23 protein-coding genes are annotated in these 19,109 nt (G+C 58.7%); 20 read left to right on the top strand and 3 right to left on the bottom strand.

Going from position 1 to position 19,109, the window contains the following annotated elements; all coding sequences use genetic code 11:
- Nucleotides 1-70: 70 nt before the first annotated feature.
- Nucleotides 71-955 carry a glycosyltransferase family 2 protein gene (locus AAC01S_RS15465; RefSeq protein ID WP_083511866.1) on the bottom strand — a complete coding sequence of 295 codons (885 nt, stop codon included), beginning with the start codon at nt 953-955 and terminating at the stop codon, nt 71-73.
- A 98-nt stretch (nt 956-1,053) separates the two neighbouring features.
- Here AAC01S_RS15465 and pxpB point away from each other — a divergent pair, with 98 nt between their 5' ends.
- From pxpB to rho, 9 genes are all read left to right on the top strand, one after another.
- Nucleotides 1,054-1,779, top strand: coding sequence for a 5-oxoprolinase subunit PxpB (gene pxpB / locus AAC01S_RS15470; protein WP_245630251.1), 726 nt, complete (start codon nt 1,054-1,056; stop codon nt 1,777-1,779).
- Nucleotides 1,760-2,890, top strand: coding sequence for a 5-oxoprolinase subunit C family protein (locus AAC01S_RS15475; protein WP_067624452.1), 1,131 nt, complete (start codon nt 1,760-1,762; stop codon nt 2,888-2,890). The genes pxpB and AAC01S_RS15475 overlap by 20 nt, the downstream gene beginning before the upstream one ends.
- Before the next feature lie 12 nt (nt 2,891-2,902).
- Nucleotides 2,903-3,658 carry a LamB/YcsF family protein gene (locus AAC01S_RS15480; RefSeq protein WP_067624455.1) on the top strand — a complete coding sequence of 252 codons (756 nt, stop codon included), beginning with the start codon at nt 2,903-2,905 and terminating at the stop codon, nt 3,656-3,658.
- A 23-nt stretch (nt 3,659-3,681) separates the two neighbouring features.
- Nucleotides 3,682-4,461: an enoyl-CoA hydratase/isomerase family protein gene (locus tag AAC01S_RS15485; protein WP_067624459.1), complete on the top strand. Its 780-nt coding sequence runs from the start codon at nt 3,682-3,684 to the stop codon at nt 4,459-4,461.
- A 107-nt stretch (nt 4,462-4,568) separates the two neighbouring features.
- Entirely contained in the window at nt 4,569-5,105 is a 537-nt protein-coding gene (rpoE, locus tag AAC01S_RS15490) for a DNA-directed RNA polymerase subunit delta (protein WP_067624461.1), read from the top strand.
- Nucleotides 5,106-5,211: 106 nt separating this feature from the next.
- Nucleotides 5,212-6,828: a CTP synthase gene (pyrG, locus tag AAC01S_RS15495; RefSeq protein ID WP_067624463.1), complete on the top strand. Its 1,617-nt coding sequence runs from the start codon at nt 5,212-5,214 to the stop codon at nt 6,826-6,828.
- 138 nt (nt 6,829-6,966) lie between these two features.
- Complete coding sequence (locus AAC01S_RS15500) at nt 6,967-7,329, top strand: response regulator (protein WP_067624466.1); 363 nt, start codon at nt 6,967-6,969, stop codon at nt 7,327-7,329.
- Nucleotides 7,330-7,366: 37 nt separating this feature from the next.
- Nucleotides 7,367-8,014: a fructose-6-phosphate aldolase gene (fsa, locus tag AAC01S_RS15505; protein ID WP_067624499.1), complete on the top strand. Its 648-nt coding sequence runs from the start codon at nt 7,367-7,369 to the stop codon at nt 8,012-8,014.
- 374 nt (nt 8,015-8,388) lie between these two features.
- Complete coding sequence (rho, locus tag AAC01S_RS15510; RefSeq protein WP_067624502.1) at nt 8,389-9,687, top strand: transcription termination factor Rho; 1,299 nt, start codon at nt 8,389-8,391, stop codon at nt 9,685-9,687.
- 71 nt (nt 9,688-9,758) lie between these two features.
- Here the strand turns inward: rho and AAC01S_RS15515 are convergent, their stop codons facing one another.
- On the bottom strand, nt 9,759-9,929 hold the full coding sequence (locus AAC01S_RS15515; protein WP_157071220.1) for a hypothetical protein: 171 nt from the start codon (nt 9,927-9,929) through the stop codon (nt 9,759-9,761).
- Nucleotides 9,930-10,166: 237 nt separating this feature from the next.
- On the opposite strand from AAC01S_RS15515, the gene rpmE reads away from it, so the two are divergent.
- The 8 genes from rpmE (at nt 10,167) to AAC01S_RS15550 (ending at nt 15,653) form a co-directional block, all read left to right on the top strand.
- Nucleotides 10,167-10,379: a 50S ribosomal protein L31 gene (rpmE, locus tag AAC01S_RS15520; protein WP_067624472.1), complete on the top strand. Its 213-nt coding sequence runs from the start codon at nt 10,167-10,169 to the stop codon at nt 10,377-10,379.
- Nucleotides 10,380-10,497: 118 nt separating this feature from the next.
- Nucleotides 10,498-11,571, top strand: a complete 1,074-nt coding sequence (gene prfA / locus AAC01S_RS15525; RefSeq protein WP_067624504.1) for a peptide chain release factor 1 — start codon at nt 10,498-10,500, stop codon at nt 11,569-11,571.
- On the top strand, nt 11,571-12,464 hold the full coding sequence (gene prmC / locus AAC01S_RS15530; protein ID WP_067624475.1) for a peptide chain release factor N(5)-glutamine methyltransferase: 894 nt from the start codon (nt 11,571-11,573) through the stop codon (nt 12,462-12,464). Before prfA ends, prmC begins: the two co-directional genes overlap by 1 nt.
- 117 nt (nt 12,465-12,581) lie before the next feature.
- Complete coding sequence (gene spoIIR / locus AAC01S_RS15535) at nt 12,582-13,274, top strand: stage II sporulation protein R (RefSeq protein WP_067624478.1); 693 nt, start codon at nt 12,582-12,584, stop codon at nt 13,272-13,274.
- A gap of 12 nt (nt 13,275-13,286) precedes the next feature.
- On the top strand, nt 13,287-14,375 hold the full coding sequence (locus tag AAC01S_RS15540) for an L-threonylcarbamoyladenylate synthase (protein ID WP_067624481.1): 1,089 nt from the start codon (nt 13,287-13,289) through the stop codon (nt 14,373-14,375).
- Between the two features lie 138 nt (nt 14,376-14,513).
- Nucleotides 14,514-14,675 carry a hypothetical protein gene (locus AAC01S_RS19610; RefSeq protein WP_169794070.1) on the top strand — a complete coding sequence of 54 codons (162 nt, stop codon included), beginning with the start codon at nt 14,514-14,516 and terminating at the stop codon, nt 14,673-14,675.
- 33 nt (nt 14,676-14,708) lie between these two features.
- Nucleotides 14,709-15,140 carry a hypothetical protein gene (locus tag AAC01S_RS15545; RefSeq protein WP_067624484.1) on the top strand — a complete coding sequence of 144 codons (432 nt, stop codon included), beginning with the start codon at nt 14,709-14,711 and terminating at the stop codon, nt 15,138-15,140.
- A gap of 18 nt (nt 15,141-15,158) precedes the next feature.
- Complete coding sequence (locus AAC01S_RS15550; protein WP_067624487.1) at nt 15,159-15,653, top strand: hypothetical protein; 495 nt, start codon at nt 15,159-15,161, stop codon at nt 15,651-15,653.
- 167 nt (nt 15,654-15,820) lie between these two features.
- Here the strand turns inward: AAC01S_RS15550 and AAC01S_RS20000 are convergent, their stop codons facing one another.
- Nucleotides 15,821-16,723 carry a C40 family peptidase gene (locus tag AAC01S_RS20000; protein WP_067624490.1) on the bottom strand — a complete coding sequence of 301 codons (903 nt, stop codon included), beginning with the start codon at nt 16,721-16,723 and terminating at the stop codon, nt 15,821-15,823.
- Nucleotides 16,724-16,919: 196 nt separating this feature from the next.
- Here AAC01S_RS20000 and AAC01S_RS15560 point away from each other — a divergent pair, with 196 nt between their 5' ends.
- The 3 genes from AAC01S_RS15560 (at nt 16,920) to AAC01S_RS15570 (ending at nt 18,605) form a co-directional block, all read left to right on the top strand.
- Nucleotides 16,920-17,402 carry a manganese efflux pump MntP gene (locus AAC01S_RS15560; protein WP_245630252.1) on the top strand — a complete coding sequence of 161 codons (483 nt, stop codon included), beginning with the start codon at nt 16,920-16,922 and terminating at the stop codon, nt 17,400-17,402.
- A 148-nt stretch (nt 17,403-17,550) separates the two neighbouring features.
- On the top strand, nt 17,551-18,000 hold the full coding sequence (locus AAC01S_RS15565; protein WP_067624493.1) for a low molecular weight protein arginine phosphatase: 450 nt from the start codon (nt 17,551-17,553) through the stop codon (nt 17,998-18,000).
- A gap of 62 nt (nt 18,001-18,062) precedes the next feature.
- A complete protein-coding gene (locus AAC01S_RS15570; protein WP_157071222.1) occupies nt 18,063-18,605 on the top strand; it encodes a TIGR01440 family protein in 543 nt (180 codons plus the stop codon).
- Nucleotides 18,606-19,109: the final 504 nt, after the last annotated feature.

Consider the following 19,109-nt stretch of genomic DNA (forward strand, 5'->3'; position numbering starts at 1 on the left):
GCGGCTGGCCACCGCCCGATCACGCCGTCCCCCATCGCACCCGCCCCCATCCCGCCGGTCCCTTCCATCCTCACCTTTGCTTCGGGTGCAGCGCCTTCACGTCCAGCCAGCCCTCCGGATGGACGTGCCACTCGATGTCGTACTCGTCTCCCCACGCTCGCATCGTTTGTTCGTAGAAATATCGCTTGATCTCGATGAATTTCGATCTCGCCTCTGGCCGCGTCATGTTCGATCCGTGATGCCGGATGTGGTACAGATCCTCGTCGACGTAGATGAAGTTGCTGACGTGGATGAGCTTGAGCAAGAGCAGCTTGTCCTCGAAGTAGCGGCCGTGGGTCATGGGATCGTCTTCGAAGCCGCCTACCTCGCGAACGGTCTGGGTGCGCAGAAAGCGCGGTACGAGGTTGGGGCCGAATTGGAAGAAATCGTACTGATCCGTGAAGGCTCGGCCGCGCTGGGTAACGCCGCGAACGAGCTGGCCGTCCGGCGATTCGTGCCAGTTGACGCCGTTGGCGCACGCGAGCGAGACCGTGTCGCCGGCAGCCTCCATCGCTGTGTAGAGGTGTTCGACAGCGGTGGGCGCGAGCCAATCGTCGCTGTCGAGAATGACAAAGTAGGGCGTCGCCACGCGTTCCAGGCCGGCCTGCAGCGCGAGTCCCAACCCGCGGTTTTGCGGGAGTCCCAGGACTTTGATGCGGGGATCGGAATCGGCGTAAGCGAGCGCAATCTCGCGGGTTTGATCCGTGGACGCGTCGTCGATCACGATACACTTCCACCGCGGGTACGTTTGCGCCAACACGGATTCGATCGCGTCGGACAAATAGCGTTCGCGATTGTAGGCTGGGACAAGCACGGTCACAGTCGCTCCGGAGCGGGCGCGATCCGCGCCACCCGCGCACTTCGCGCGATCCCCGCAATCCGTCCCCTCAGGTTCTTCACAATCAGGCTGCGTCATAGGGCTCAGGCTCCCGGCAGAGAGATTTCCACTTCAGTGGTACATCCATTATGTTGTTCGATCCGCTAGAATGGAAGCGAGATGGGGGGGACCCGAGCTTGACACACGCGCTTTCGGAATCGCAGGTGGAATTTCATTGGATGGGCGATCAGGCCCTGTTGATTCGGTTGCGCCTGCCTGCGCCCGAATTGTTGGACAGGTTGCTGCACTTGGTACGCCGCTTGGAGGTGGTCTTTTGGGAAAATCTCGGCGTGCTGGAATGGACATTGGGCTACGACAGCGTCGCACTTCACTACGACGCGCTTGCCGTGGAACCCCGCGAGCTGTTGGCGCGCGCGAAAGCGGCGTGTTTTTCGCAGGAGGATGAAGCTGCTCCAGTGGGCTTGGATCGTCGCTCCGCTGAGGATATCGTGACCATTCCGGTCTGCTATGGTGGCGAACTGGGGCCGGATCTTGAGGAGGTCGCGCGCGGCGCCGGTTTGTCTGTCGAGGAGGCCGTTCATTTGCACGAAGGTGTCGTCTACAGGGTGGCCGTGATTGGCTTTGCGCCGGGATTTCCATATTTAGAGGGTCTGGATGCGCGTTTGGCGACGCCGCGAAAGGCGACGCCGAGGCCGTGTGTTGCGGCGGGATCGGTCGGGATTGCCGGTCGGCAGACGGGCATCTACTCCTTCGCGACGCCTGGTGGATGGCAGATCATCGGCAGGACGCCGATTCGCTTGTTTGACGCGGGGCTGAGTTCGCCGTCGCTGCTGCAGCCGGGCGATTTGGTGCGCTTTCAGCGCGTGACAAAGGAGGAATATGATGACCTCCTTCGGGCGTAGACATGTGGAACATACCTCGATGGGCGATCGCGTTCAACGGATGGGCGGCGTGAGCCGCGGCGGTTCCATCGCCGGGGACGCAGGCGGCGTTGGCGGCGTTGGCGGCGTTGCGACGGTCGTCCGGCCTGGCGCGTACACGACGCTGCAGGACGCGGGAAGGACGGGCTATCGCAACCTTGGGCTGACCGTCGGCGGCGCGCTGGATCTCGACGCCATGCGGCTGGCCAACGCGATCGTCGGAAATCCGCCGAACACGCCGGCGCTTGAGTGCACAGGGGTCGGGCCTGAGATTCGGTTCGATAGGCCTGTGTGTGTCGGCTTGTGCGGCGGTGACTTCTCCGTGTGGGTGGATGACGAACCTGTATCCGTGGGACGCCCGCTGTGGATTGCGGCGGGCAGTCTCCTTCGCATTGGCGCGGCCAGATCAGGCTATCGGCTGTACATGTCCGTCCGCGGCGGCTTCTGCGTCGACGACGTGCTTGGCAGCGCGAGTACCCTCGCGCGGTTCGGGATCGGCGGCTGGGCAGGGCGGCCGCTCTCTGCCGGGGATCGGCTGCCGTTTCGCCAAACGGCGGAACCGCCGAACGGACGGAGCTTGCGCCAGGAAACGGCGAGTGTGGTGTCGACGCCGTGGCGGATCGATCCGGACGTGTTCCGGCCGGATCTCGTCGATGCCGACGGCCACGTTGTGCTGCGGGCGATGGAAGGCGAGCAGTACCCGTTGTTTGACGCGGACGCGGTTCGGCACTTTTGGGCGTCGACGTTCGTGGTGGACGGGAGATCGGATCGAATGGGCATTCGACTGAAAGGCAGCCACGTCCCGTCGCAAGCGGGCAGCATGAGCTCGGAACCTGTGGTGCCGGGGACAGTCCAGGTACCGCCGTCAGGCGAGCCCATCGTGCTGCTGCCTGAGTGTCAAACGACCGGCGGCTATGCGAAAATCGCGACCGTGATTGGCGCGGATATTCGGGTGTTGGCACAATTGCGGCCAGGCGACAGACTTCGTTTCACCCGCGTCGCGTTGGACGAAGCGGTGCAGCTTCGCAAGCGGCGCTTCGCGGCCATCAAGGCCTTGATGATGGAGATTCAGACGCATGTAGGCGACATCTAAGGAGGGCTCTGGATGAAATCGATCGATCTCAACGCGGACTTGGGCGAGAGTTTTGGCCCGTACCGAATCGGCTGCGACGACGAACTGATGCCGCTCATTTCGTCGGCCAACGTCGCGTGCGGGTTTCACGCGTCCGATCCGACGGTCATGCGCGCGACGGTCCAGCTTGCGGTTGCCGCGGGCGTGGCGATTGGCGCGCATCCGAGCTATCCGGATCGGCAAGGTTTCGGCAGGCGAGAGATGAAGATGAAACCGGACGAAGTGTACGATCACGTCGTCTATCAAATCGGCGCGCTCCGCGGCTTCGTGGATGTGGCGGGGGTGGCGCTTCACCATGTGAAGCCGCATGGCGCATTGTACAACGTGGCGGCGGTGGACGCCGAGATGGCGAAAGCCATTGCGCATGCCGTCAAGGACGTGTCGACGGGGCTGAAATTATACGCGCCGTCCGGGAGCGCGCTCGCCTCGATGGGACAAGCCTGCGGGCTGACGGTGTGTCACGAGGTGTTTGCCGACAGGCGTTACGAAGCGGACGGCACGCTCACGCCCAGATCCCGGCCGGACGCGGTCCTTCACGACGAGGACGAGGCATGTGAGCAGGTCCTGCAAATGGTCCTCGAGGGATGGGTGATAGCGCGCACCGGAGAGCGGGTCGAATTGCAGGCGGATACGGTATGTCTCCACGGCGATGGGCCGAATCCGGCAGGTTTCGCGAGACGGCTGCGGGATCGTCTCGAAGCGGCTGGCGTCAAGGTGTCCAATCGATAGCTGGGAAGAGGGAGGAAACGGTGATGAATGAGCAATCGGTGCGGTTTGAGGTGGAAGATCAAGTGGCGTGGATCACGCTCAATCGGCCCAATGCCCGCAACGCCATCAATCGGAGCATGTTGTCGGAACTGGGAGCCTGTTTGGCGATGCTGATGGGACGCTCCGACGTGCGGGTGGCCATCGTCCGCGGTGAGGGCAAAGCGTTCGCCGCGGGGGCGGATATCGCGGAGATGAAGGAATTGTCGCCGCTCGAAGCCGAAGCGTTCGCCCGGCTCGGACAGCGCGTCTTCACGGCCTTGGAGCGCTTGCCTGTGCCCACCATCGCTTTGATCCACGGCTACGCGCTGGGCGGCGGCCTCGAACTTGCGATGGCCTGCGACATCCGAATCGCGGAGGAATCCGCCATGCTGGGCCAGCCCGAGGTCACACTTGGAATTGTTCCGGGGTTTGGCGGGAGCGTGAGATTGCCAAGACTGATTGGACAAGGAAGGGCGTTGGAACTCTTGCTGACAGGTGACAAAATTTCCGCCGACACAGCCCTGTCCTACGGTCTTGTCACGCATGTCGCGCAAGCAGGACGACTGAATGAAACGGGCATGCAGATTGCCAACCGGTTGAAGGCGTTGCCGAAGACGGCCCTTGCTTCCGTCAAACGCTCGGTGTACGATGGCTCGGAATTGGAAGTTGGGGCAGCCCAATCGCTTGAAGCCACACTGTTTGGATTGGCGTTTTCGACGCCGGATCAAACCGAAGGCATGGCGGCATTTCTCGAAAAACGCGCCCCGGATTTTTCCAGACGATAACTGCGAGAAGTCATTGGCGCGGCCAAAAGAGCTGTGCTATAATCCATGTATTTGTTACAGGGTGACCGTGATTTGCGTAACCCCGTTGAGAAGGGAAGGGTCATTGAATGGCAGTCTCACTGGCGCGGCCGGATCATGAGATCCAACAAATGCCTTTGGTGGAACTGGTTTATGAAATTCTCCGGGCACATAAAGAGCCGCTTTACTTTCGTGACATCATGAAAGAAATTCAGGCGCTCCGGAAAATGACCGACGACGAGGTCGCGGAAGTCATTGCCCGCGTGTTTACCGAAATTAACGTGGACGGTCGTTTTGTCTGCATCGGACAAAACGTTTGGGGACTCAATCGGTGGTATCCGACGGATCGTGCGAACGAACGAACGAACACGAAGAAATTTGTCCGTAAAACAGGAGACGCATTCGGCGACGACGACGAGGACGAAGAAGAGTTTGAAGAGGACGTCGACGAGCTCGATGAAGACGAGGTCTTCGGCGCGGTCGATACGGAAGAAGATGCGGAATTCGACGCAGCGGTCGATGAAGAAGAAGAAGATACCGAAGATGCCCTTGATGAAGACGAAGAGTTTGAAGAAGAGCCGTTGTTCGACGAGGATGAGGAAGACGAAGAGGAAGAAGAGGACTGATCTCTCTTCGCCCGCTTCCAACCGCGTTCTGGATACATCCGGAACGCTGTTTTTGTGTGTTTGATTGGCCTGGCCGCAGGCAACAGATTTGAGGAGGACGCGTTCCATGAGCACGAAATATATCTTCGTCACTGGCGGAGTGGTTTCTGGATTGGGAAAAGGGATTACGGCCGCGAGCCTTGGCCGTTTGTTGAAGAATCGGGGACTGAACGTCACGATTCAAAAGTTCGATCCCTACATCAACGTCGATCCAGGGACGATGAGCCCATACCAACACGGTGAGGTGTTTGTCACGGATGACGGCGCCGAGACGGATCTGGACTTGGGCCACTACGAGCGGTTCATCGACAACAACCTAAGCCAGGCGAACAACGTTACGAGCGGCCGAATTTATTGGTCGGTGATTCAAAAGGAGCGCCGCGGCGACTACCTAGGTGCGACTGTGCAGGTGATACCGCACGTAACCAATGAAATCAAAGAGCGAATCATGAACGCGGCGACTCCGGAAACAGATATCGTCATCACGGAAATCGGCGGGACGGTGGGCGACATCGAGAGCCAGCCGTTTCTCGAGGCGATTCGCGAGATGAAGGGCGAGGTTGGCCGCAACAACGTCCTCTACATTCACGTGACGCTGATTCCGTATTTGCGCATGGCGAGCGAAGTCAAGACGAAGCCGACGCAGCACAGTGTGGCGTCGTTGCGCAGCATCGGCATCAGCCCCAACGTCATCGTCTGCCGAACCGAAGTTCCGCTGAGCGACGATGTGAAGCGCAAGATCGCGCTGTTCTGCGATACGGACGAAGACAGTGTGATTGAAGCGCGGGACGCGGATGTTCTCTACGAAGTGCCGCTTGCGCTCCGCGAAGAAGGGCTGGACGACATCGTTCTTCGCCACTTTGGCATGGAAGCGCCGCCTGCCGACATGGCCGAGTGGGAACGCATGGTCGAGCGCATTAAACGGATGCACCGGCGGGTGGAAATCGCTGTAGTCGGCAAATATGTCGCATTGCCTGACGCGTACGCCAGCGTGATTGCGGCGCTCCATCACGGAGGGTTCGAAAACGACACCCACGTCGACATCCGATGGGTCCATTCGGAGGATGTCACGGAAAGCAATGTGGACGAGCTGTTGAAAGGGGTCTCCGGCATTTTGGTGCCGGGCGGCTTTGGCGATCGCGGCATTGAAGGCAAGATCATCGCCTGCCGCTACGCGCGCGAACGCAACATCCCGTACTTCGGGATCTGTTTGGGCATGCAGATCGCCGTGATCGAGTACGCCAGACATGTGGCAGGGATGGAAGGCGCGCACACGAGCGAGATCGATCCCGCGACGCCGTTCCCGGTCATCGACATCCTGCCGGAACAGAAGGAAGTCGAAGACAAAGGCGGCACGATGCGCCTTGGCTCGTACCCTTGCCGTTTGCGCGAGGACTCGTGGGCGAAGGCGGCGTATCAAACCGAGTGGATTTCCGAACGCCACCGCCATCGCTACGAATTCAACAACGACTTCCGGGAAACACTAGAAAAACATGGCCTGTCCATTACCGGTACGTCTCCCGACGGACGCTTGGTGGAGATTGTCGAAATCCCAGGGCATCGGTGGTTTGTTGGCGTTCAATTCCATCCCGAGTTCAAGTCTCGACCGAACCGGGCACAGCCGCTGTTCCGCGAGTTTGTGACGGCGAGCTTGCAGTATCAGGGTCTGACGGAGTCCAACTAAATTGTCGATCCAGTGCTATTTACCATCTGATGCACCCTCTTACACAATTGGATAACTGGTTAAAGGATTCTGAACTGTTCGTGCCGAACATACCAACTATTCGTGCCAGTGTTGATGGTTGAGAAGAGGGTGTATCCAATGGCTTACAAGGTGCTGGTCGTCGATGACCAGTTCGGCATCAGAGTTCTTCTCCAAGAGGTTTTGCAACGAGAAGGATACGAAGTTTTCCAAGCACCAAATGGCGAAACTGCACTGGAAATTGTTCAGCGCGACGATCCAGATCTGATTCTGCTTGACATGAAAATTCCCGGTATGGATGGGCTGGAAATTTTGCGCAACATCCGCAAGCTCGACGTGGACACCAAGGTCATCATGATGACCGCCTACGGCGAATTGGATTTAATCCACGAAGCGATGGAGATGGGCGCCATCGCGCACTTCACGAAACCGTTCGACATCGATGAGCTTCGCAAGGCGGTCAAAGAACAGTTGGAGACGTAGGCAGTGCCGCAGTCCTGGGTGTGAGAGGGTGACGGTTCTGAAGTTTTTTATCGATACGGCCGACATCGATGACATCAGACGCGTGGCTGCAATGGGCGTCCTGAGTGGCGTGACGACAAATCACCGCATGTTTGCCAAAAGGCCGAAGAGCGCGGTCGAAGTTTTGCAAGACATTGCGGGCGTTGTCGACGGGCCCATTGTGGTCGAAGTCGTCAGCCTGGATGCGGTGGGTATGGTGGAAGAAGCGCTTTCCTTGGCTGCAATACATAAGAACATCGTCATCAAAGTTCCCATGACTATCGAAGGCATGAAGGCGGTTCATCGGCTTGCCGCGCAAGGCGTTCGAACCGCAGTGACGTTGATCTTCAGCGCGAATCAAGCGTTGTTGGCTGCTCGCGCAGGAGCGGCTTTCGTGTCGCCGTTTATCGGTCGGCTTGATGATATCAGTGTGGATGGGGTCGAACTGATCGCCGAGATCGGTCGCATCTTCGGTATACACGGTATTGCCACAGAGGTGATTGCGGCGAGCATTCGCCACCCCATTCACGTGTCACAGGCCGCCAAGGCCGGCGCGCACATCGCGACTTTGCCGTATCTTGTGTTTGAACAGATGGTGAAGCATCCGTTGACGGATCGCGGTATTGAACGATATCTGGCCGACTGGGACACGCTGCAGAAGGGGTAAGGTGGTTTACGGATCATTTTGCCGGGGAATCCTGTTTCTTAAGCAAATTTCACTTGTAACCAGAGGAAGCTACAACTATACTGATCACATATCTGATTTCGCGGATGCGTACCATAAACTGAAACAGATTGAAACCTTCTGTGCTCGATGTTCACATGAGCACCAAAACAACCTCTCTCATCCCGTTTCCTGTAGAGACGTAACTGGAAGACAAATCGTGAATGAGTGACGTGCCACGCCTCATCGACAGATATTTTGACTTCCCAGCGCGAGTGAATTCAAATTGACTGAGATAACCGCTCATTTTCACGTGGTTGTTTATGGACGTTGATGTGCCAAAGCAAGATCGCACGAACAGATTGTGGGGGAACAGCTTGGATATTAAGGAACTAGAAGAGAAAAAATTGACGGAGCTCTACAAGTATGCGAAAGAGTTTCAAATTCCGTATTATGGGACATTAAAGAAGAAGGAACTCATTTTCGCCATTTTGAAAGCGCAGGCAGAAAAGGATGGGTTGATGCTCGCGGCTGGCGTGCTGGAGATCATGCCAGACGGCTACGGTTTTTTAAGACCAGTCGGATATCTCCCGAGCCAAGAGGACATCTATGTGGCAGCGTCGCAGATTCGTCGTTTTGACCTGCGCACAGGTGACTTGGTCACGGGCAAGGTAAGGCCGCCCAAGGAGAATGAACGGTATTTTGGCCTGCTCCATGTGGAAGCGGTGAATGGGTACAGCCCCGACGTTGCCGCCGAACGATTGCACTTCCCGGCGCTCACGCCACTCTTCCCGACGGAACGCATTGTTACGGAGACTGAGCCGGATCGCATCGCGACAAGGTTGATTGACCTGTTTGCGCCGATTGGCTTCGGCCAACGCGGACTCATCGTTGCGCCTCCCAAAGCCGGCAAGACGGTTCTGTTGAAGGAGATTGCCAACAGCATTGCGACGAATTACCCTGATGTTCATATGTTTGTCTTGCTCATCGATGAACGTCCTGAAGAAGTGACGGACATGCAGAGATCCGTCAAGGCGGAGGTGGTCGCCTCCACGTTTGACGAGCTGCCTGAGAACCACATCAAGGTGTCTGAACTCGTCCTGGAACGCGCTTTGCGCCTCGTCGAGCACGGGCAGAACGTGATCATCCTGATGGACAGCATCACGCGCTTGGCCCGCGCGTACAACCTGGTTGTTCCGCCATCCGGCCGCACGTTGTCAGGTGGTATCGATCCCGCCGCGTTCCACCGCCCCAAACGGTTCTTTGGTTCCGCGCGCAACGTCGAGGAGGGCGGCAGCCTGACGATTCTCGCCACCGCGTTGATCGACACCGGATCGCGTATGGATGATGTGATTTACGAGGAATTTAAGGGCACCGGCAACATGGAATTGCATTTGGACAGGAAACTGGCGGAGAAGCGCATCTTCCCATCGCTCGACATTCGCCGCTCCGGCACACGGCGCGAGGAAGCCTTGTTGTCCAAAGACGAGCTCGAGAAAATGTGGGCCATCCGCAAGTCGATGGGCGACAATCCGGACTTTACCGAGATGTTCCTCCGCAAGTTTAAGCACTATAAGACCAACAAGGAATTCCTCGAGAGCCTTTCCTTGAATCGCGAAAAGAAGCCGGCGAATCCGCCAGCCTCGCCTACGGCGCCTGTGAGTGCGACCACCTGACAAAAAGCCCCCGGTTGCGAGGGCAGTCGCAACCGGGGGCAATCTGTGCAGAGAGCGGGAAGGTGGAAGGCTTATTCGTCCTCTTCGTCGATTGGATCCGGAGGCAGAAAGCCGAAGTTCGGGCTGGCGGCTTGTTGAACCGTTGCCGAAGCAGGCTGATTGGCTGCGGTCGTCCCGCCTGCAGTTGTGTTCGCGTAGACGGGTGTGGCGATGGTGATGAGCGTTCCGATTCCAGCAAGCAATGCAAGTGCGCGCTGTTTGTTCAGTGAGATCGTCCCCTTTCTGGATTGAAGTACAATGTGGTTGTACAACCTAAGCGTATGCGGCATTGGATGGTAAGGCAATATTATCCAGTGAAATTTCGAGTCACATTGTATGAATCGCCGATAAATATTTTGGGGACGATGATGATGCGTGACAGATGCGCAGATATCTGCTATAATACAAAACAGTGTCTTTAAGTGATGGGAGTGAATTCAATGAAAGCGGACATTCATCCGTCCTACCATACAGTGACCGTAACTTGCGCTTGCGGTGAAACGTTCCAGACCGGATCGACCAAGGACAGCATTCGCGTTGAAATCTGTTCGAAGTGCCATCCGTTCTACACGGGCAAGCAAAAGTTGATCGACGCTGGCGGCCGGGTCGACAGGTTCAACAAGAAGTACGGAATTCAGACCCAAGCTCAGTAATGGGCAGGGTACAGACAAAGCCATAGTTGGTCGCATTTCGCTGTTTCCGCTCTGGAGCGTGGCGCGGTTGGATGTGGCCAACTTTGGCTTTTTTGTCATGGAATTGGAGGTGATGGCGATGTTTGATCGCTTGGCGGCCATCGAGCAGCGGTACAATCAATTGAGCGGCCTGCTGTGCGATCCTGAAGTCGTGTCCGATCCAAATCGGTTGCGGACGTATGCCAAGGAGCAATCGGATCTGGAGGAGATCGTTCAGGCGTATCGCGAATGGAAGGACGTCCAGAACGCCGCCGAAGAGGCCAAAGCGATGCTGCTGGAAAAGCTCGACGACGACATGAGGGAATTCGTACGGGCTGAACTTGACTCGTTGAACGAACGTCGCGCGTTGCTTGAGGAAAGGCTGCAGATTCTGCTCTTGCCAAAGGATCCGAACGACGACAAGAACGTCTTTGTGGAAATCCGGGCTGCCGCGGGCGGCGAAGAAGCGGCGTTGTTCGCGGGTACGCTGCTTCGGATGTACCAGCGGTATGCGGAGGAAAACGGCTGGCGGACAGAAGTCATTGACGCGAATTACACCGATATGGGCGGCTTCCGCGAAGTGACGATGTCTGTTCAAGGCAAGGGCGCTTTTTCCAAACTCAAATTCGAAAGTGGAACACACAGGGTGCAGCGCGTTCCAGTGACCGAATCCGGCGGACGTATCCACACGTCGACAGCGACCGTGGCGGTGCTGCCTGAAGTCGAAGAAGTTGAAGTCGATATCAACGAGAAAGACATCCGGATCGACACGTTTTGTTCGACTGGCCCAGGCGGTCAAAGCGTCAACACGACGCAGTCGGCTGTGCGCATCACGCACATTCCGACGGGCATCGTCGTCTCCTGCCAGGACGAAAAGTCGCAGATCAAGAACCGCGAGAAGGCGATGAAGGTGCTGCGCGCCCGCCTGTTTGAGAAGTATCAGCGGGAGCAGCAGGAGGAACAGGCGGCGTCTCGGAAGAGTCAGGTCGGCACGGGAGATCGGAGCGAGCGAATTCGCACGTACAACTTTCCACAAAGCCGCGTGACAGATCACCGCATTGGGCTGACTTTGCATCGCCTGGAAGCCGTGCTGAACGGCGATCTGGAAGAATTGGTGCAGGGGCTGATTGTGGCGGATCGGGCGACGCTGCTCGAGAAGGCGGCAGAAGCGTAATGTACGCGCAACTGATCCGCCAGCTTGCCAATCGCATCGAGCAAGCGGGGCCGCTCTGCGCGCTGGGACCCGACGAACGCCGCCATCAGGCGCAAGCCGAATCCGAAGCGATCCTCTGCCACGTGCTTCAAATCTCCCGGCTGCAACTGCTCCAGCGATTGTCGGATCCGCCGCCGCAGGACGTCTTGCAGGCGGTTCATGACCTCGCAACCCGCCGCTGCGACGGCGAACCACTGGCGTATGTCCTAGGCGAAGCGTACTTCTTTGGCCGGCCGTTCGCGGTGCGGCCTGGCTGTCTGATCCCGCGCCCGGACACGGAAACGCTGGTGGACAGAGCGCTTCGCTGGCTGAACCTGAGGCGGCCCGACGGCTTCGTGATCGACGTCGGCACAGGCTCTGGCTGCATCGCGATCACGCTGGCACTCGAGTCTCCGGCCGCACGCGTGGTCGGGATCGACTTGTCGGCGGAAGCCTTGGGCATCGCTCGGGCCAACGCCGAACGGCTGTCGGCGAAGGTGGATTGGGTGCAGGCGGACGCCGTCGCTTGGTTGGCTGCGGCGAAGGGGCAAAGGTATCGGCCCAATCTCATCGTCTCCAATCCGCCGTACATAGCTTCGGACGAATTGGCAGCCTTGGACGTCTCCGTGCGGGACTACGAACCGCGCATGGCCTTGTACGGCGGAGACGACGGACTCGACTTTTACCGGGCTTTCGCCAATTTGGGGCCGGCCATATTCGCGGACGGTCCGGCCGCGTTCCTGATGGAAGTGGGAGATCACCAGGGGCAATCGGTCGCGGACTTGTTCTCCGCGGATGCGTGGCGTGCGTTCCAGGTGGAAATCTATCGCGATCTGCGGGACGTCGCTCGGGTTGTTGCGGTGGCGAGATCGTAGGCTCCAATCACAGGGCTTGGCCCCATCATTCTCGCTCTATCAAATCTTCTATCAATCAGGTTTAAGCCTGCTAGTCTCTGAGCATACTGCTGCTAGAGATGGCAGGAGGGATGTTCGATGAAGATTTCGAAGCGCTGGATGGTGTTCCTTGGTGTGGCGGGTCTGGTGATTGGTGTCGGCAGGACGATGCTGTCGCATCCGGTGGATGCGCAGACGGACGATGACTTGATCCACGGCGTGGCGACGCCGCATACGGGCGTGATTCCGCAGGACGCCCTGCGCCTTCGGATCATCGCGAACAGCGACAGCCCGGCGGATCAGCAATTGAAGCTGGACATTCGCGATGCCATCATCGAGGAAGTCGGCGGGCTGGTCAAAAATGCAACCTCCGAAGCACAGGCCAAGGCGATTGTCGAGGCGCATGTTCCGCAGCTTCAACAGCTTGCGGAAACCGTTGAACATCAGCACGGCGTGTACGAGCCGATTTCGGCAGAGGTAGGAAAAGTTCCCTTTCCAACGAAGATCTATGGTAATACGGTCTATCCTGCGGGAAACTATGAGGCGTTGCGCCTGGTGATTGGCAAGGGGCAAGGCGCCAATTGGTGGTGCGTGCTCTACCCGCCCTTGTGCTTCATCGACATCACGGAAGGGGACGCCGTTCCTAACACCGGTAGCTTCCCAGACTTGCCGCCGCTGGAAACCATCCAGGTGGAGGCGGCGGACGGGACCAAGCAATCCGTGCAAGTCCGTATGTGGTCGGTCGATCACGGTGAAGAGTTGATCAAGGCGATTCGAGGCTTGTTCCGATGAGGAGGATGTACGATGAGACGTTGTTTCGTCAATCCGAATGATGACCCAGACGCTCTGGCGAAATCGTTGGCTGATCCGGGCATGTCCTTGCGCCAAGGCGGGCTTGTGGCGTTTCCCACGGAGACTGTGTACGGGCTTGGCGCAAATGCTTTCGACGAGACGGCGGTGTGCCGCATCTTTGCGGCGAAGCGCCGTCCTGTTGACAATCCGCTGATCGTCCATATCGCCAGTTTGAACGATCTCGATGGCCTGCTGCCGTCCGATTATCGCTTGGGAGGCACGGAGCGGCGGTTGATCGACCAATTTTGGCCCGGGCCGTTGACCATCCTGTTTCCCGCAGGCGAGCACATTGCGCCATCCGTCCATCCGGGCCGCGACTTGGTTGGCGTTCGCATGCCGCAGGGAGCGGTCGCGAGGGCGTTGATAGCACAGGCGCAAGTGCCTGTGGCCGCCCCCAGCGCCAACGTGTCCGGCAAGCCGAGTCCAACCACGGCGGACGATGTCGCGGAGGACTTGGCGGAGCACATCGATTGGTTGGTCGACGGCGGCGAGTGTGCGCTTGGCGTCGAGTCGACTGTGCTGCTTGTCGAGGAAGAGCGCGCCGTGATTCTTCGCCCGGGCGGCGTCACGCAAGAGATGTTGGCCAGCGTCATCGACATCCCTGTCGTGTTTGACAGGCACTTGTTCGATCCCGCTGGCGCACCGCTCGCACCAGGCATGAAATACCGTCACTACGCGCCGGACGCCAAGGTGCACGTCTGGTGGGGCGAGGAAGAAGCCATCTACGCGGCCATGCGCGAATTCATGCTCGACGAAGACGGTCGGCCCTGGCCGCAGATGCGGCCCGCCATCATCGCGCCGCGGGATTTTTTGAGTCGCTATGAAATCCATATGCCTTCTGATCGTCTCGGCGCGCTGCCGCCCGACGATTACAGTGCGGAACTCGCGCGCTCGTTGTATCAGTTGCTTCGCAGGTTTGACAGAGCGGAGGCGACAGATGTGCTCGTGTATGGTGTCGATCCCGCCCACGGCATCGGGACCGCGGTGATGAATCGCCTCCAGAAAGCCGCAGAGGGTCGGGTTGTGTTGGTAGGATATTGAAAAATTATGACGGAAATTAGGCGGGCATTCGAACAAACTGCGACAACTCATCCGAACGCGCTTACAATCCAGGACGACATCCGGCTATCCCGATATAATACCTAGTGCACGGCAAGTAATGAACGGGAGATGATAGCCATGATGTTGGGACTCGAGATTGTCACGATTGCGTTGGTGCTTGTCGTTGGTTGTGCCTTGTTGATTGGAAACAGCCGAATGGAAAAACTGGTCCACCAAGACAACAAGGAAGCTGAGGAGTATTTGGCCGCAGCCAAGAAGAATCAACGCACATCCGCTTGAGTGAAATATCACTCGGGGTTTGAACATAGATGAATGATTGTAAGGTGGCGGAAGGGGGCCGAATACGGCTCTCTTCCGCCATTTCTGATTGTCCGTCAGTTGACGGTTTGGTTTGTCGATTTGCCGTTCAAGGTGATGACCCCAGGTGACGAACTCGCCGTCGAGCCGGTCGATGTCGATCCAGAACCAGTTCCGGCACCAGCTCCCGAACTATTCGAACTGAAGCTGCTCCCTGATCCCGATTGTGTCGAGCCGGACGAATTGGTCCAGGTCGAATTGGCTGTAGAGCCAGTCGATCCCGTCGATCCAGAACCTCCCGACGTCGAGGAACCCGTTCCTGAAGATGGTGCGCTGCCGTTGCCCGATCCGGTTGCGGATGTATTGTTCGACGGCGATCCGCCGTTCGTGCCAGAACTCGTACCTGATCCCGTCGCTGCTCCCGATCCTGTGCCATTCTCTCCATAGCCAGACGTTTCAGACGTATTGGAGGCGTTCTGGCTGCCAGCGCCGGAAGAGGACGACGTATCATTCGAACTTGACGCGGAGGTTCCATTCCCCGTTGACTCGCTGGACGAGTTGGTAGTCGATGTCCCTGTCGATCCCGATCCGGATCCCGACTCTGTTCCCGTGGTCGAACTGGATGAACTTCCGCCGGCATACTCTGACCCGCTGCTTGATCCGCCGCTTGAGCCGGAACCGTCTTCCGAACTGCCTGAGGAACTGCCTGATGTTTCGGAACTAGATGTGCTAGAACCGCTTGAACCGGAGCTTGTCGATACCGGACTCAACAGCGGATTGGGCGCGTCCGCAATGGTTTCGTTCGGAGACCATACGGGCTCGGTCGTAGGAACCAACGCGACTGCTTTGCTCGACGTGTTCGACGAAGCGTTGGACGAAGTGTTTGAGACCGTGTTTGTCGAATTGTCCAGCGAGGTTATCGTCGCTGGGCTGATCACCTGCGCTGAACCAGTCGGTTGATCGACGAAGACGAACACGCAACTCCCGATGACGATTGCGGCGACAGCGGCGTAGATACCGTTTTGTCGTATTTGCTGCTTGTCCAAACTCTGCGCACCGCCTTGTTGTCGATTTGTCTCTATTATCTCTCATCAACAGGGACAATGCGAGATCCGGATTGTGCGTTTTTAGTACATTCGGCGCACGCTGTCGAGCCGCTTGCCCCAATCGCTGTCGGGACCTATCGAAATCTTTGAGACTTTGCCGGTTCCGCCGCCGCACTGGTACATTTCGTCGTCGCCGCAATAGATGCCAACATGTGCGCCGTTGTCGAAAAACAGGAGATCGCCTGGCCGCAGATCCCATGTCGGCACGCTGACACCAACCGTATCCCATTGTGCGTTGGTGTTTCCACTCATGTCGTAGCCCAGCGCGTGGCGGTACACGTACGCGACAAAATTGCCCGCGTCAAAGCCGCGCTGTCCTCGATCCTTGGTATGTCCCCAGACGAATGGCGCTCCAAGTTGTTCCGCCGCCACGTTGAGCACCGCGTCCGTCTTGTCCGATTCAGTCGCGTTCTTGCCCGCGCGCGGCGTCACTTGTCCATCCAGCACGACGCCCGGCGGTGGCACCGCGAGCGTGTGCCCAAGGGCGAATGTCGTCCCAGACGCGTTCACCGAAGTCGACACTTGATTGACTGACGACGGCCACATTTTTAGAATGGCGCGGCCTGACTCGTCCATCACGTCGACTTCATGGATCACCGCGTTCGGAAAGCGGCTCGCGACAAAGTTCGACACGCCGTCAGGACTGGCCAAGTCCACGACGTTTTCTCCAACCGCCGAATCCTTTTGGCTTTCTGTCGTCAATTGCACGGTCCCGGAAGGCAGACGTTTGGCGTCAAGCACAGCCACCATCCGGACAGGGCCGCGCAAGGTTGGTCCAGCGCTTACCATCGATGCGAAGGCGCCAGTCCCGTTCGCGATCGCGGCATTCTGCGACTCAGGATGCTGTGGTGCGCAGCCATCCATCGCGATCGCGGGCAGGATCATCACGCACGCGAGCAGCGTTTTTTTGACGGGGTGTCGCATGCCAAGAATCCTCCCAAAAAAGACCATATCACACACGGAGAAGCGTGTTTCAAAACGGTTCTTTTTATGCATGCCTGTCCGGGCATCGCATACACATTGGACTAGTCCTATAAAGGGGGCGTCTCGGCTGGCACACGTTCACGATCTCGTCGAAATATTCATGATGGCCTTCGCGCTAGGCATGGATTCGTTGTCGTTGAGCATTGGCATTGGACTCGGCACCATCTCCCGCCGGACCGCGCTGCAGTTGTGCATCTGCATCGGCCTGTTTCATGTAGTCTTCACCTTTCTGGGGCTCGGTTTTGGCGATTTCATCGGGCAATACCTCGGCCACATCGCGACTTGGTTCGGTGCGGCGTTGATTATTGGCCTCGGCCTGCACATGGGCTACACGACGCTCTTCGGCAAGGAAGAGCGGGTCCGGGTTGTCGACAATCTGTTGTCCATGGTGCTCTTTTCCGCGAGCGTTTCCATCGATGCGCTCTCGGTGGGTTTCAGCCTTGGTTTGCGAAGCGCCACGTACGGCGCTGTATCGGCCGTTTCCTTCGGCTTCGTCAGCACGCTCATGTGCGGCGTCGGCCTCGTGATTGGCAAGCGTTTCGGCAGCGCGATCGGCCGATACGGCGAACTGCTGGGCGCAGTCGTCTTGATTGGCTGCGGCATCGGCTTCCTGATGTAAACGGCATGTTCAATGCCATGTACATGCCATGTAAGTGACATTGACGAGTCCTCCATCCGCGTGACGCCCCAAGCTTGCCAAATTGCATCCAAGATTTGTGGGGAGCTATACTAGGGAATACAGAATGCGGGCAAAGGTGACATAAACGATGAAAATCCTGTTTGTATGTACAGGGAACACATGCCGCAGTCCGATGGCCGCGGCGATGATGCGCCACCGTGTCGCGGAGGCAGGGCTGCCGTGGGAGATCGACTCGGCCGGCCTGTACGCCGGGGCCGGTCAGCCGATGACGGACTACGCGACAGACGCGCTGATTCGTCGGCATATCGTTGTCCAGAAACATGCCTCCAAGCGCGTGACGCCGGAGTTGATTGATACATCGGATCTCATCCTGACCATGGCCAACAGCCATCGCGAGGAACTGATCCGCCAGTATCCGCACGCCGCAAGCAAGATTCACACCTTGACATCCTTCGTCGGCGAACCCGAGTGCGATGTGGCGGATCCATTCGGCGGTTCACCGGAAGCCTACGAGGCGTGCGCGGCGTCTTTGGAGAAGATGATCGATCTCGCCTTCACCAAACTTCACACCGACTAAGAGGAGGGATTGCCGTGGCAGCAGTGGACTTTGACGAATCGACGATACGCCAGCAACTCGCCATGGTTTTGGAGGACCTGCAGGCTGCCGCGCAACTGCGCCAAGGCAGCCTGTTGGTCGTTGGCGCGTCGACGAGCGAGGTCATGGGCGAGCGGATCGGCACCAGCACATCCATGGACGTGGGCCGCGCGATCGTGGACGTCGTCCTCACGTTCGCCCGCCACGTCGGCTGCGACGTCGCTTTTCAGTGCTGTGAGCACTTGAACCGGAGCTTGGTCGTCGATCGCGCCGTCGCCACCCGCTCCCACCTCACGGAGGTCACCGCCATCCCCGTCCCCGGCGCCGGCGGCGCCGTCGCAGCCGCCGCGTACGCGGCCTTGCCGGATCCCGCCCTCGTCGCCCATGTCGCCGCAGACGCCGGCATCGATATCGGCGACACGCTGATTGGCATGCACCTCAAGCCGGTCGCCGTACCCTTGCGCGGGCGGCTGCGCGAAATCGGCAAGGCCCACATCACGCTCGCCAAGACGCGCCCGCCCCTCATCGGCGGCGCACGGGCGGTCTACGATCCCGCCGAAGCCCACCGCCGCCTCGGTCTCCCGTGATGGGGCCCGCCCGGCCGTAGGCGGGTTGCGGGCGGGTTGCGGCGGAGGGCCGGTGGTTCGTGCCGGGGCTGCGTCCGGATAAGCGGCCTTGAGCCGCTTATCTGTTGCAAGAGGGCGTGATCGGACGGGAAGGGAGCACCATAAGCGGCCATGGACTGCTTATTTCGAGGCCGGGCCGCCGCCTTCTCCCGAATAAGCGTCTCCGAGCCGCTTATTCGCTCGATGGCCGCGCATCCGCTGCGTTGGGTCGCGAGACAGCGTGATCGGACAGGAAGGGAGTGCCATAATCGCCGCCTGGCTGCCTATTCGGCGCGAACCTGTGGCTTTGGGCCGCATCGCCCCGGGGCTGCGTCCGGATAAGCGGCCCTGAGCCGCTTATCCTTGTCGAATCGTCGCATCAGGCCCAGATAAGCGGCCTTGAGCCGCTTATCTGTTGCAAGAGGGCGTGATCGGACAGGAAGGGAGCACCATAAGCGGCCATGGACTGCTTATTTCGAGGCCGGG

The organism is Alicyclobacillus acidiphilus NBRC 100859, assembly GCF_001544355.1.
In the GTDB taxonomy this organism is placed as follows: domain Bacteria; phylum Bacillota; class Bacilli; order Alicyclobacillales; family Alicyclobacillaceae; genus Alicyclobacillus; species Alicyclobacillus acidiphilus.